This is a genomic window from Pseudomonas sp. LAIL14HWK12:I10, assembly GCF_900184205.1.
Lineage (GTDB): Bacteria > Pseudomonadota > Gammaproteobacteria > Pseudomonadales > Pseudomonadaceae > Aquipseudomonas > Aquipseudomonas kermanshahensis.
Genome location: NZ_FXWU01000001.1, coordinates 1 through 12,917, shown reverse-complemented (window position 1 = coordinate 12,917; position 12,917 = coordinate 1). Strand labels below are relative to the sequence as shown.

At 60.6% G+C, this 12,917-nt stretch carries 12 protein-coding genes; 2 read left to right on the top strand and 10 right to left on the bottom strand.

What is annotated here, in order from left to right:
* Window positions 1–27: 27 nt before the first annotated feature.
* From QOS90_RS00060 to QOS90_RS00015, 10 genes are all read right to left on the bottom strand, one after another.
* On the bottom strand, window positions 28–1,983 hold the full coding sequence (locus QOS90_RS00060; RefSeq protein WP_085272098.1) for a DUF7844 domain-containing protein: 1,956 nt from the start codon (window positions 1,981–1,983) through the stop codon (window positions 28–30).
* A complete protein-coding gene (locus tag QOS90_RS00055; protein WP_027591949.1) occupies window positions 1,980–2,300 on the bottom strand; it encodes a DUF2388 domain-containing protein in 321 nt (106 codons plus the stop codon). The genes QOS90_RS00060 and QOS90_RS00055 overlap by 4 nt, the downstream gene beginning before the upstream one ends.
* Window positions 2,301–2,336: 36 nt before the next feature.
* Entirely contained in the window at window positions 2,337–2,642 is a 306-nt protein-coding gene (locus QOS90_RS00050) for a DUF2388 domain-containing protein (RefSeq protein ID WP_085272097.1), read from the bottom strand.
* A gap of 86 nt (window positions 2,643–2,728) precedes the next feature.
* The gene (locus QOS90_RS00045) at window positions 2,729–3,046 is read right to left on the bottom strand and encodes a DUF2388 domain-containing protein (protein WP_027591947.1); all 318 of its coding nucleotides are present in this window, start codon (window positions 3,044–3,046) and stop codon (window positions 2,729–2,731) included.
* Window positions 3,047–3,341: 295 nt separating this feature from the next.
* On the bottom strand, window positions 3,342–3,557 hold the full coding sequence (locus tag QOS90_RS00040) for a DUF1127 domain-containing protein (RefSeq protein WP_012269957.1): 216 nt from the start codon (window positions 3,555–3,557) through the stop codon (window positions 3,342–3,344).
* A gap of 408 nt (window positions 3,558–3,965) precedes the next feature.
* Window positions 3,966–5,459 carry a succinyl-CoA:acetate CoA-transferase ScpC gene (gene scpC / locus QOS90_RS00035; RefSeq protein WP_085272096.1) on the bottom strand — a complete coding sequence of 498 codons (1,494 nt, stop codon included), beginning with the start codon at window positions 5,457–5,459 and terminating at the stop codon, window positions 3,966–3,968.
* 187 nt (window positions 5,460–5,646) lie between these two features.
* The gene (locus QOS90_RS00030) at window positions 5,647–7,083 is read right to left on the bottom strand and encodes an NAD(P)(+) transhydrogenase (Re/Si-specific) subunit beta (RefSeq protein ID WP_027591945.1); all 1,437 of its coding nucleotides are present in this window, start codon (window positions 7,081–7,083) and stop codon (window positions 5,647–5,649) included.
* Between the two features lie 2 nt (window positions 7,084–7,085).
* Window positions 7,086–7,400, bottom strand: coding sequence for an NAD(P) transhydrogenase subunit alpha part 2 (locus QOS90_RS00025; protein WP_027591944.1), 315 nt, complete (start codon window positions 7,398–7,400; stop codon window positions 7,086–7,088).
* Between the two features lie 12 nt (window positions 7,401–7,412).
* On the bottom strand, window positions 7,413–8,534 hold the full coding sequence (locus tag QOS90_RS00020; protein ID WP_027591943.1) for a Re/Si-specific NAD(P)(+) transhydrogenase subunit alpha: 1,122 nt from the start codon (window positions 8,532–8,534) through the stop codon (window positions 7,413–7,415).
* A 428-nt stretch (window positions 8,535–8,962) separates the two neighbouring features.
* Complete coding sequence (locus QOS90_RS00015) at window positions 8,963–9,865, bottom strand: LysR family transcriptional regulator (RefSeq protein ID WP_085272095.1); 903 nt, start codon at window positions 9,863–9,865, stop codon at window positions 8,963–8,965.
* A gap of 162 nt (window positions 9,866–10,027) precedes the next feature.
* On the opposite strand from QOS90_RS00015, the gene QOS90_RS00010 reads away from it, so the two are divergent.
* A complete protein-coding gene (locus QOS90_RS00010) occupies window positions 10,028–11,209 on the top strand; it encodes an acyl-CoA dehydrogenase (RefSeq protein ID WP_027591941.1) in 1,182 nt (393 codons plus the stop codon).
* A 14-nt stretch (window positions 11,210–11,223) separates the two neighbouring features.
* Window positions 11,224–12,444: a CaiB/BaiF CoA transferase family protein gene (locus tag QOS90_RS00005; protein ID WP_085272094.1), complete on the top strand. Its 1,221-nt coding sequence runs from the start codon at window positions 11,224–11,226 to the stop codon at window positions 12,442–12,444.
* Window positions 12,445–12,917 lie beyond the last annotated feature (473 nt).

Here is a 12,917-nt window from a genome sequence, read left to right as displayed (position 1 = left end):
CCCGCGATGAGGCCGGTGCTGTGATGACTACAACTGCAACCCGCCTGCGGCCTTGTGCAGCGTTCGCAGATGCTCACCCACCTGCTTCACGTTGGTCTCGATCGCGGCAATCTCCTTGGCCCGCGACGGGTCCAGCAGCGCCCTCACCTCTTTGTCCAGGTCAGTGCTCAGGCGCAGCAACTGGGCCTGCCGCTCGCTGCTGACTTTCTCAAGGTGCTTGCGCTCATCGGGCTGCGGTAGACCATAGCCTTTGGCGTCCAGCAGTTCTGCCGGGCGGCTGAGGAAGCCGCTGTTGGCGAGTATCTGCTGCAGCGTCTGGTTGGCCTTGTCGATGCTGACATCCTTCAGCGCCGCCGCGTTCAGGTAGCGCTGCTTGACCTCGTCCTGGGCCAGCAACAGCTGGCGGCGCAGGCTGGCCTGCTCGAGCAGCAGCAAGGCAGCGCTGGTGCGCAGGTCGGCCTGGGCGAACCAGCCGCGGCGCTGTTCGGCATCCAGGGCCAGCCAGTCCTCGACCTTCTCCTGCTTGATCGGCAGCTGCTTTTTCAGCACGTCGAACATGGCCTGGTAGCGGTCACGGTAGGAGTCGAAGCGGTAACCCAGGCGCAGGGCTTCGCGGGGGTCATCGAGCACACTGGTATCGGCAATGCCCCGCCCTTTGAGCACTTCCAGCAGGCCGTTGGGCATGATGCTGTCGAGGTCGTTCAGGCGCGGGTTGGCGGTGCCACTGCGCAGCAGTTTCAGCGATTCGACCGCGCAATTGTTGGACAGGAAGTAGTAATTGCCGTCGTAGCTCCAGTGCATTTCCGCCGCCTGGCGCACCAGGTTCTCGACTTCCTGGCGGTCGAGCTTGAGGGGGATCGACGCCAGGCTGCGCAGCTCGGTCTTGGTGTACTCGTCGATGACCTGGCCCAACGGCAACACGAACAGCCGCGATGGATAAGCGCCGACCAGGCCGTCCCAGCTGGACAACTGCACATCGTTGACGAAGGCGCGATACGACAGCACCAGGTGCTGGTCGAGGTCCAGGCGGCAATCCGGGCCGCGCGGCCGCCCAGGTTTGCAGATGACCAGGCGCAGCATGCTGTGGCCCCAGCGGCTGACCCAGTTCTGATTGGCCTCGGCCAGCAGGTAGTCGACTTCATAAACGCGTTCGGGGTCGATTTCGCCCAGTGGCTGGCGAGCGAAGTCGCTGCCCGCGTTGAGGAATGGCAAGCCCTTGGCGCAGCTCTCTTGTGCGGGTGCCCAGCCGAAGTGGTCGCGCAGGTACTGGTTCAAGGCGGGGCGTCGGCAGGCATAGCTCGGGTCGAGGAGGAAGTACTCCATGTTGACCGCGATGAATTCCTTGGGGCTGCTCAGCTCATAGGTGTCTGGGCTGCGCACGAACTGGCCGTTGTGCTGCTCACGCTCACCGCGGCGGCCGACATATTGCTGCCAGCCCGCAAGGTCGAGCAGGCGTGGGTCATCGCTCAAGGTGAAGCGCCGCTCGGCCTGGCCGCGGCACGCCTCTGGCAAGCCGATTTTGCCCACGGTGCCCTGCTGGCGCTTGCAACGGGCGATCAGCGAGCGCTCGGTGGCCGGCCACAACCGGGCCCGGTCGTAAATATGGGTCAGTTCATGCAGGACAGTCGCCAGCAGCTCTTCGCGCACGGTGCCGTGTGGGCGGTGGGTGCGTTCGCGGGCGGCGCTGCCATCGACCAGCCCGGGCAGCAGGCGGCTGTTGAGCTCCAGGGTAGAAACCAGCGACGCCTGGCCATAGGCGTCGGCGGGCATGCGCGCAGTCCAGCTGACCTGCACACGCCGGTCCAGTTGCTGCTTGAAGCGCGGCGGCAGCTTGCCCAGTGCTTCGTCGAGCAGTGCCTGGCTGGCTTGGCGTTGTTGAGGGTCGAGGCCGGAAGCCTGCAGCTCAAGCTGCAGGTCGGCCAGGGCGGGTGTGCCGAGCAGCGTCAGGGCGCAGCCGAGCAGCCAGGCACGCACCTGGTTCACAGCGCGAGAATGGCTTCAGCCAGCACTTGGTCGCTGGCGCCTCGCGCTTCAGGCAGGCGCTCGCGCAGGGTATTGAACGCAGCTTCAAGCTGGGCGCCACGGATATCACCGTTGCTGGCGACGAAGCTGGCGGCATCGTCGTGCGCTTCACGCACGACTTTGGAGTCACGGATCGAGGTGGTGGTGTCGGACGTGAAATCGATCGAACGGCCAAAGGCACGCACGATGATGTTGCTGGTGGCCACCAGCGTCTGTGCCTGGGCCAGGTCGGCCAGCAGCAGCATGCCGAGGGTAGCGGCAATCAGCGGTTTACGCATGGAGCATCTCCGAAAAATACAGGGAGTCAGGTGTAGTCATTGGACGAGAATTGCCTGCGCCAGTTCCAGGTCGCCGACAGCCTGTGCGGCACCGTGCTGGCGCAGCGAGGCGAACGCCGCTTCCAGGCGCGCACCGAGGATCAGGCCATCGCTGGCGACGAATACCGCAGCATCGTCACGGGCCTGGCTGACCAGCTTACGGTCGAACGGCGCTGTGGTGACTTGGCTGGTGACATAGCCTGTGATGACCAGGCTTTGCGTGGTGGTGTCCAACGCATGGGCAGGTGCCATGCTCAGGGGAATGCCAACGGCGACAAACAACAACGGCAACAGATAACGCATGGGCTTCTGACGGCTGGGAACGAGGGGGTGAATACACCTGCGGCTGTGCGGGCGAGCACCCGTACAGTCGCAGGGTTCAGTGCAGGTCAGATGGCCAGGATGGCCTGTGCCAGCTGTGCGTCGCTAGCCTGCAGGGTCGGCATTTGCGCGCGAATGTGCAGGAAGGCGCTTTCCAGCTTGGCGCCGCGAATGTCGCCTTGGCTGCCAACGAAGCTGGCGGCATCGTCACGGGCGGCTTGGACGATCTTGTCGTCGCGGAACGACGACGATACGTCGGAGGTGGCGTCAGTGGATGCAGCGACAGCGCCCACGACTGCGTCAGTGGTGACGACGAAGCTGGTGGCGCTGGCGGTGCCGGCCAGGCTCAGCATCAGGGCGGCGCCAATCAGGTGTTTAAGGGACATGATCGTGGACTCCTAGGGGATTCTGCTAATCGGACGCTCGCACTGCGCGTCTCGGTACTTTTCAACATCTGGTTTCTACCAGACTGTTAAGCCAAGCGTATCACGCGTCGATGTTTCTGGATGTTAATGAACACCCCTTCCCAGTACTGTACTGGTGTGTTTTTGCATTATAAGAAACTGTACCTGTAGAGCTGTGAGCCGCTCTGGTACGTAGCTTACAAACAAAAAACCCGCTGCAGTCACCTGCAACGGGTTTAGGAATTCGCGGTGCCGGGCATAGCCGGCAAGCCGGAGCTTAGCGCCAGAAAGGCTTGCTCAGCTCTTCGTAACGCTGCGACTCGCTGATACCGGCGTCGGCCAGCAGGCGGGAGTCCAGGCGAGCCAGTTGACGGCGGCTGGCCATGCGACGCTGCCACAACAGCAGGGTGGACAGGGCGCGCAGAGGCATCGAAGCGTTGGATTGTTGGGCGTTGCTTTCAAAAACCAGACCGGAACTGAGTGTACGTTCCATGATGTTTCATCCTTCCGCTTATGGCGGGATTAGGTAGTGATTTAACTGATGCCAATGATCCTCCTCTCTTGTCCATAACAGTAGATACAGTTCTGCGGCATTACGATGGTTCAGTTAACTGTGTAACCCTACTGTTGCACTCGAAATAGGCGAAACTGTACTGGTCTGCACTTATATGGTGCAAAATGGTCGGGGATGAGAGGTGGTCAGCAGAAGGTAAGCTAAGAATACCAGTACAGTAGTACAGTTTTTGTAGCTTGATTGGCGGTCGTTTCGAGCGAGGGGTTTGACTGTACCGGCCCTATAGCCGGCAAGCCGCCTTTAACCGATACGGCGCTGACGACGAATCGCGCGTGTACCGGCTAAAGGCGGCTTGTTTGGAGCGGTGTAACTACAAGCGTGTGGGAATCAGCTGGCGAGCATGCGCCCGGTCTCTTCCAGGTTTTCGTGCCAGCTCAATGCTTCGCGCAGAATGTGCGGCGTATGGCCACCGCGCTGGCAGGCGCGATCGAAGTAGTCGTTCAGCGCTGCGCGGTAATCCGGGTGCACACAGTTGTCGATGATCGCCCGGGCACGCTCGCGTGGCGCCAGGCCGCGCAAGTCTGCAAGCCCCTGCTCAGTGACCAGGATGTCGACGTCGTGCTCGGTGTGGTCGACGTGGCTGACCATCGGCACCACGCTGGAAATCGCACCACCCTTGGCAATCGACTTGGTGACGAACACGGCCAGGTGCGCGTTACGGGCGAAATCGCCAGAACCACCGATGCCGTTCATCATCCGCGTGCCGCACACGTGGGTGGAGTTGACGTTGCCGTAGATATCGAACTCCAGCGCGGTGTTGATACCAATGATGCCCAGGCGACGGACCACCTCTGGGTGGTTGGAGATCTCCTGTGGGCGCAGCACCAGCTTGTCCTTGTAGCGCTCCAGGTTGCCGAACACATCGGCATTGCGACGGGGCGACAGGGTGATCGAGCTGCCGGAGGCGAAGCTCAGCTTGCCGGCGTCGATCAGGTCGAAGGTCGAATCCTGCAGTACTTCGGAGTACATGGTCAGGTCTTCGAACGGCGAATCGATCAAGCCGCACATCACCGCGTTGGCGATGCTGCCGATACCGGCCTGCAGTGGGCCGAGCTTGTTGGTCATGCGGCCAGCGTCGACTTCCTTCTTGAGGAAGTTGATCAGGTGGTCGGCGATGCCCTGGGTTTCGTCGTCCGGCGGCAATACAGTGGATGGCGAGTCCGGCTGGTCGCTGATGACGATACCGACGATCTTGGCCGGGTCGATCGGGATGGCGGTGCTGCCGATGCGATCATCGACCTTGACCAGCGGGATCGGTGTGCGGGTTGGGCGGTAGGTCGGGATATAGATGTCGTGCAGGCCTTCGAGGTTGGCGTTGTGCGACAGGTTGATCTCGACGATCACTTGCTTGGCGAAGATCGCGAAGCTGGCCGAGTTGCCTACCGAGGTGGTCGGCACGATATGGCCTTGTTCGGTGATGGCCACGGCTTCGATGACGGCGATGTCCGGCAGCTTGAGCTGCTGGTTGCGCAATTGCTCGACGGTTTCCGACAGGTGCTGGTCGATGAACATCACCTGGCCGTCGTTGATGGCCTTGCGCAGGGTGCTGTCGACCTGGAAGGGCATGCGGCGAGCCAGCACGCCGGCCTCGGTCAGCTGCTTGTCCAGGTCATTGCCCAGGCTGGCGCCGGTCATCAGGCTGATTTTCAGCGGCGACTGCTTGGCACGTTCGGCCAGGGCATGGGGTACGGCCTTGGCTTCGCCGGCGCGGGTGAAGCCGCTCATGCCGACGGTCATGCCGTCCTCGATCAGACCAGCGGCATCAGCCGCACTCATTACCTTGCTGTGCAGGGAGGACAAGCGGATACGATCACGGTACATGGATTGTTATCTCAGGCTACTGAAGCTACTGGAGCGCAGTCTAGAGATTTCGCCGGTTGCCGTCCCACGACCATGGTCGTATGAGAAGCCCGGAAGTAGAGCCGTTGATCTGGATCAGGTAAATGTAAAAGCCCCGCAGATTTCTCGGCGGGGCTTCTTATATAGCGCACGGTTTGCAGCCAGTGGGTTACTCCACGGCTTTGACCATATCCTCGATTACCTTCTTGGCGTCACCGAATACCATCATGGTCTTGTCCAGGTAGAACAGTTCGTTGTCCAGGCCTGCATAGCCGCTGGCCATGGAGCGCTTGTTGACGATGATGGTCTTGGCCTTGAACGCCTCCAGGATCGGCATGCCGGCAATCGGCGACTTGGGATCGTTTTTCGCTGCCGGGTTGACCACATCGTTGGCGCCCAACACCAGTACCACGTCGGCCTGGCCGAACTCGGCGTTGATGTCGTCCATCTCGAACACTTGGTCGTACGGCACTTCGGCTTCGGCCAGCAACACGTTCATGTGCCCCGGCATGCGGCCTGCCACCGGGTGGATCGCGTACTTCACGGTCACACCGTTGTGGGTCAGCTTCTCGGTCAGCTCCTTCAGCGCGTGCTGGGCACGGGCGACTGCCAGGCCGTAACCCGGCACGATGATCACTGTGTCGGCATTGCTGAGCAGGAAGGTAGCGTCGTCGGCCGAACCCGATTTTACCGGGCGAGCTTCCTGGGTGCCTGCGGGGCCACCGGCATCGGTCGCGCCGCCGAAGCCGCCGAGGATGACATTGAAGAACGAACGGTTCATCGCCTTGCACATGATGTACGAGAGGATGGCACCGCTGGAGCCGACCAGCGAGCCTGCGATGATCAGCATCGAGTTGTTCAGCGAGAAGCCGATACCCGCTGCTGCCCAGCCCGAATAGCTGTTGAGCATCGACACCACCACCGGCATGTCCGCGCCACCGATCGGAATAATGATCAGCACGCCCATGATGAAGGCCAGAACCAGCATCAGGGTAAAGGCACTGTAGTGGCCGGTGAAGGTGAACAGCAGGCCCAGGGCGATAGTGGTCAGGCCCAGGATCAGGTTCAGCTTGTGCTGGCCGGCGAACTGTACCGGTGCGCCTTGGAACAGGCGGAACTTGTACTTGCCCGACAGCTTGCCGAAGGCGATCACGGAGCCGGAGAAGGTGATGGCACCAATTGCCGCGCCGAGGAACAGCTCCAGGCGGTTACCCGTCGGGATCGGGTCGCTGATGCTGGCGACGATACCCATCGACTGCGGCTCCAACACGGCGGCAATGGCGATGAACACCGCGGCCAGGCCGATCATGCTGTGCATGAAAGCGACCAGTTCCGGCATCTTGGTCATCTCGACCCGCTTGGCCATGATCGAACCCGCGGTACCACCGACCAACAGGCCGACGATCACGTAGCCGATACCGGCCGTTGCCAGTTCTGCACCCAGCTTATAAATGAGGCCAACCGTGGTGACGATTGCCAAGCCCATGCCGATCATGCCGAACAGGTTGCCGCGGCGTGACGTGGTCGGGTGCGAAAGGCCCTTGAGCGCCTGGATGAAGCAGATCGAGGCGACCAGGTAGAGAAGCGTTACCAGATTCATGCTCATGCTTACTTCTTCGCCTCGTTCTTGGCTTTCTTCTTGAACATCTCAAGCATGCGACGGGTGACCAGGAAGCCACCGAACACGTTGACCGCAGCCAAGGCCACGGCCAGCGTGCCCATCAGCTTGCCGGCGGGCGTTACGGTCAGCGCCGCCGCCAGCATGGCACCGACGATGACGATGGCCGAGATGGCGTTGGTGACCGCCATCAGCGGCGTGTGCAGCGCTGGGGTGACGTTCCACACCACGTGGTAGCCCACATAGATGGCCAGCACGAAAATGATCAGGTTGTAGATGCCATGGGAAATCAGCATGTCTTCCATTTGTCGTGCTCCTTAGCCGTTCTTGCGGACGACTTGCCCATCGCGGCACATGAGGCAGGCCGCAACGATGTCGTCTTCGAGGTTGATGACCAGCGCGTTGTCCTTGTCGAACAACAGCTTCATGAAGTCCAGCAGGTTGCGTGCGTACAGCGCCGATGCATCGGCCCCCACCTGGGCAGGCAGGTTGGTCGGGCCGACGATGGTTACGCCGTTTTCCTGCACCACCTGGTCGGCGACGGTCAGTGGGCAGTTACCGCCTTGGGCGGCGGCCAGGTCGATGACCACCGACCCAGGCTTCATCTGCGCGACGGTTTCGGCGCTGAGCAGGGTCGGCGCCTTACGGCCAGGGATCAGTGCGGTGGTGATGACGATGTCGGCCTGCTTGGCGCGTTCGTGTACGGCCTGGGCCTGGCGCTGCATCCAGCTGGCCGGCATTGGCCGGGCATAGCCACCAACGCCCTCGGCGCACTCACGTTCCTCATCGGTTTCGTAAGGTACGTCGATGAACTTGGCGCCCAGCGATTCGATCTGCTCTTTGACGGCGGGGCGTACATCCGACGCCTCGATCACGGCACCCATGCGCTTGGCGGTAGCAATGGCCTGCAGGCCTGCAACGCCTGCACCGAGGATCAGCACGCGGGCAGCCTTCACGGTACCGGCGGCCGTCATCAGCATGGGCATGAAGCGAGGGTAGTAGTGCGCTGCCAGCAGTACCGCCTTGTAACCGGCGATGTTGGCCTGGGACGACAGCACATCGAGGCTTTGTGCCCGCGAGGTACGCGGCGCTGCTTCGAGGGCGAAGGCGGTGATACCGCGCTCGGCCATCTTGCCGATCAGTTCACTGTTGAACGGGTTGAGCATGCCCACCAGCAGGCTGCCGCTGTTGATCAGCGCCATCTCCTGGTCGTTGGGCGCGACTACTTTAAGTACCAGTTGCGCGCCGTAGGCATCGGCGGCGGTACCCAGGGAGGCACCCACAGCCTCATAGGCACTGTCCGGAATGCTGGCGTTTAGCCCTGCCCCCCGTTGGACGGTGACCTGATGGCCCTGGGCAACCAGTTTTTTGATGGTTTCAGGGGTCGCGGCGACCCTTGTCTCACCCGTCTGCGTCTCGAGAGGAACACCAATGTGCACGACTATGTCTCCTGCGGTGACCTTTTGTCTTTGTTGAAGCCAGCGTACTTCGGCTGGTGCGCTGGTGCGGTCCAACCCGCCGAATCCTAGGCGGGCCAGGCATTTTGCAGATGAACCCAAGGGGCTTCAACCGGTTCTGGAGCGAAACGAAGTTAAAACTACAAGTCACCCTGTGACCGTATGTCGCAAGTCTTCGATTGCAGCCCGTCAAACATGGGCCATTGGGAGATTAGGAGATAAAACTAAAAAAAATTGCGGTATTTCGCTTACGGTTCGCTCAATGTCGCAATTTAAGCCTGAAAGCCGCGCAGTCAGCAGGGTTAAGCGGGATTTTCAGGCTTGCGTAACAGTTTTCGAATATGCGACAAATACATATATCTGTAGGTGTTTAAAATAATTGACTACGAAGTCAGATTGTTTGGCTGCGACTAGGCAGAGCCGGTGGTGTAAGCCTGCGCTTGTGCTACCAGCCAGTCGCGGAAAGCCCGTAGCGAGGCAGACTCCACTTTGCGTTCGGGAATCATCAGATAGTAGGCCTTGTCACTGCTCAGGGCATGCCTGTTAGCGACCACCAACCTACCCTCCTGCAACTCCCGCTGGATCAGAAAGGGCGGGATCAGCGCGACCCCCATTTGGTGCATCGCCGCCTGCGCGAGCATCGAGAATAGTTCATAACGCGGGCCTGTCATGTCGCGCTCCACGTTCATGCCCAGGCCACCGAACCATTGCCGCCAGGCATAGGGGCGCGTGGTCTGCTGTAGCAAGGGGAGTTGCGCAATGCGGCGGGCGTCGAGCATGCCCTGCCCGTCCAGCAACGTCGGGCTGCAGACGGGGACAGGGTTCTCGCCCATCAGCCTATGTGACTGGGTGCCGGACCAGTCGGCATCGCCGAAATAGATGGCTGCATCAAAGGCTGTGTCGGCAAACAGAAATGGCCGGGTGCGGTTGGTCAGGTTGACGGTGACGTCGGGGTGGCACTGCTGGAAGTCCTTGAGCCTGGGGAGCAGCCATTGGGTGCCGAAGGTGGGTACCACGGCCAGTTCGATCACATTGGCGCCCTGCTGGCGCATGACCGACAAGGTATCGCGCTCTACCGCATCTAGCTGCGCGGCAACTTGGCGGCTGTAGGAAAGGCCAGCCTCGGTCAGCTTCACCCCGCGCCTTGAGCGGCGAAACAGTTCCACATTAAGGAAGGCCTCCAGGCCGCCGATCTGCCGACAAACGGCGCCCTGGGTCAGCGCGAGTTCTTGCGCGGCCTTGGTGAAGCTTTCGTTACGCGCCGCCGCCTCGAAACAGACCAGGGCGGCAGTGCTGGGGATCTTGCGGCGCATGTACGTCAACCTCACTTGTAAGGCTGTCAATGTGGCGTTTTGCTGATTTACGAAGTGACAAATTATCACTAATCCGTGCGCAATCCTCGTTTGTCCCGACGGCCGATCAGGCCTAGGCTCAAGGGCACAAGAATTTGCTCTCTCTTTTCGAGGATTTCGCTCATGGCCGGTAAAGCAAGCTTCAACTGGATCGATCCGCTGCTGCTCGATCAGCAGCTCACTGAAGAAGAGCGCATGGTACGTGACAGCGCTTATCAGTTCGCCCAGGACAAGCTGGCGCCGCGCGTGCTCGAAGCCTTCCGCCATGAGCAGACCGACCCCGCGATCTTCCGCGAGATGGGTGAAATCGGTTTGCTGGGTGCCACCATCCCCGAGCAGTATGGCGGCAGCGGCCTTAATTATGTGTGTTACGGGCTGATCGCTCGCGAGGTCGAGCGGATCGACTCTGGCTATCGCTCGATGATGAGTGTGCAGTCTTCCCTGGTGATGGTACCGATCAACGAATTCGGCACCGAGGCGCAGAAGCAGAAGTACCTGCCCAAGCTCGCCACGGGTGAGTGGATCGGCTGCTTCGGCCTGACCGAGCCTAACCACGGCTCCGACCCGGGCTCGATGATCACCCGGGCCAGAAAGGTGGACGGCGGCTACCGCCTGACAGGCAGCAAGATGTGGATCACCAACAGCCCCATCGCCGATGTGTTCGTGGTGTGGGGCAAGGATGACGCTGGCGATATCCGCGGCTTCGTGCTGGAAAAGGGCTGGGAAGGCCTCAGCGCCCCGGCGATCCACGGCAAGGTGGGCCTGCGTGCTTCAATCACCGGTGAGATCGTGATGGACAACGTGTTCGTGCCTGAGGAGAACATCTTCCCAGACGTGCGCGGCCTCAAGGGCCCGTTCACCTGCCTGAACTCGGCGCGCTATGGCATCTCCTGGGGGGCGTTGGGCGCCGCCGAGGCCTGCTGGCATACCGCGCGCCAATACACCCTGGACCGTCAGCAGTTCGGCCGCCCGCTGGCAGCCAATCAGCTGATCCAGAAAAAGCTGGCCGACATGCAGACCGAGATCACCCTGGCACTGCAGGGCTGCCTGCGCTTGGGGCGCATGAAGGATGAAGGCACGGCGGCTGTCGAGATCACCTCGATCATGAAGCGTAACTCTTGCGGTAAAGCCTTGGACATCGCCCGCATGGCACGTGACATGCTGGGGGGTAACGGCATTTCCGATGAATTTGGCGTGGCTCGCCATCTGGTGAACCTTGAGGTGGTCAACACCTATGAAGGTACCCATGACGTGCATGCGTTGATCCTGGGGCGTGCTCAGACCGGCATCCAGGCCTTCTATTAATAAGGAGCCAGCCCATGGGCGCGCTATCACATCTGCGGGTGCTGGACCTTTCGCGCGTGTTGGCCGGCCCATGGTCTGGCCAGATTCTCGCTGACCTTGGGGCTGACGTGATCAAGGTCGAGCGCCCTGGTAATGGCGATGATACCCGCTCGTGGGGGCCGCCTTTCCTCAGAGATGCCCGAGGTGAGAACACCAGTGAGGCCGCCTATTACCTCTCGGCCAATCGCAACAAGCGTTCGGTGACGATCGACTTCACGCAGCCTGAAGGGCAACGTTTGGTGCGTGAGCTGGCGGCGAAGTCAGATATCGTCATCGAGAACTTCAAGGTGGGTGGCCTCGCAGCCTATGGGCTGGATTACCAAAGCCTGAAAGTGCTCAACCCAAAGCTTATCTATTGCTCCATTACCGGTTTTGGCCAGACCGGGCCCTATGCCAAGCGCGCGGGCTATGACTTCATGATCCAAGGGCTGGGTGGGTTGATGAGCCTGACCGGTCGGCCTGAGGGGGAAGAAGGTGCTGGGCCGGTAAAGGTTGGCGTGGCGCTGACTGACATTCTTACTGGGTTGTACTCGACTGTGGCGATTTTGGCTGCCCTCGCCCATCGTGACCAGACCGGGATCGGTCAGCATGTCGACATGGCATTGCTCGATGTTCAGGTGGCCTGCCTGGCGAACCAGGCCATGAACTACCTGACCACGGGCACCCCGCCCCGGCGCCTGGGTAATGCGCATCCCAATATCGTGCCTTACCAGGACTTCCCTACAGCAGACGGCGATTTCATCCTTACCGTGGGTAATGATGGTCAGTTTCGCAAGTTTGCCGAGGTGGCTGGGCAGCCGCAGTGGGCGGATGATCCGCGCTTCGTTACTAATAAGCTGCGTGTGGCCAACCGTGGTGAGCTGATTCCGTTGATTCGTCAGGCTACGGTGTTCAAGACCACGGCGGAGTGGGTGAGCCAGTTGGAGAAGGCTGGGGTGCCGTGTGGGCCAATCAATGACCTGGCGCAGATGTTCCAGGATCCGCAGGTGGTGGCTCGAGGGTTGGCGGTGACTGTCCCGCATCCACTGGCGGGGAGTGTGCCGCAGGTAGCCAGCCCTATTCGCCTGTCGGAGACGCCGGTGGAGTACCGGCGGGCGCCGCCGCTGTTGGGTGAGCACACCGAGGCGGTATTGAGTGAGGTGTTGGGGCTGGATGCCGATGCGGTGCACCGCTTGCGCAGTGCTGGGGTGCTTTGAGGCTATATAGAGAAGTGGAATAGCGGGGAGGCCGAAGGCCTCCCCGCTTTGCTTTTTAGCGATATTAAGGTTTCGTGAAATTAAAGGTTGACGGGGTTTCGAATCCCCTTATAATGCGCCCCACTTCCAGCGTAGTCGGAACGAAAAACTCCTTGAGATTCAATGAGTTAAATAGTGAGGACGAAGTTTGAAGGGCTTCGATCGAAAGATCGTCAGCGGTTGAAAAGGTGGTTGACAGCGCTTCTAAACGCTGTATGATTCGCCTCCCGCTACGAGAGATCGCAGCGAGCCAAGTGTTTGAAGCTAAACGAGTTTCTCGCGAAAAACTTCAAAATAAACGCTTGACAACAAATGAGGAAAGCGTAGAATGCGCGCCTCGGTTGAGACGAAAAGCTCTTAACCAAACGCTCTTTAACAAATTGAATCAAGCAATTCGTGTGGGTGCTTGTGAGTACGGACTGATAGTCACAAAG

Excerpts from the sequence above, each read along its gene's own strand:
- QOS90_RS00010 (WP_027591941.1), top strand. The coding sequence starts at position 10,028 with ATGGCCGGTAAAGCAAGCTTCAACTGGATCGATCCGCTGCTGCTCGAT.
- QOS90_RS00025 (WP_027591944.1), bottom strand. The coding sequence starts at position 7,400 with ATGGAAGACATGCTGATTTCCCATGGCATCTACAACCTGATCATTTTC.
- QOS90_RS00005 (WP_085272094.1), top strand. The coding sequence starts at position 11,224 with ATGGGCGCGCTATCACATCTGCGGGTGCTGGACCTTTCGCGCGTGTTG.
- QOS90_RS00050 (WP_085272097.1), bottom strand. The coding sequence starts at position 2,642 with ATGCGTTATCTGTTGCCGTTGTTGTTTGTCGCCGTTGGCATTCCCCTG.
- QOS90_RS00040 (WP_012269957.1), bottom strand. The coding sequence starts at position 3,557 with ATGGAACGTACACTCAGTTCCGGTCTGGTTTTTGAAAGCAACGCCCAA.
- QOS90_RS00030 (WP_027591945.1), bottom strand. The coding sequence starts at position 7,083 with ATGAGCATGAATCTGGTAACGCTTCTCTACCTGGTCGCCTCGATCTGC.
- QOS90_RS00015 (WP_085272095.1), bottom strand. The coding sequence starts at position 9,865 with ATGCGCCGCAAGATCCCCAGCACTGCCGCCCTGGTCTGTTTCGAGGCG.
- scpC (WP_085272096.1), bottom strand. The coding sequence starts at position 5,459 with ATGTACCGTGATCGTATCCGCTTGTCCTCCCTGCACAGCAAGGTAATG.
- QOS90_RS00045 (WP_027591947.1), bottom strand. The coding sequence starts at position 3,046 with ATGTCCCTTAAACACCTGATTGGCGCCGCCCTGATGCTGAGCCTGGCC.
- QOS90_RS00055 (WP_027591949.1), bottom strand. The coding sequence starts at position 2,300 with ATGCGTAAACCGCTGATTGCCGCTACCCTCGGCATGCTGCTGCTGGCC.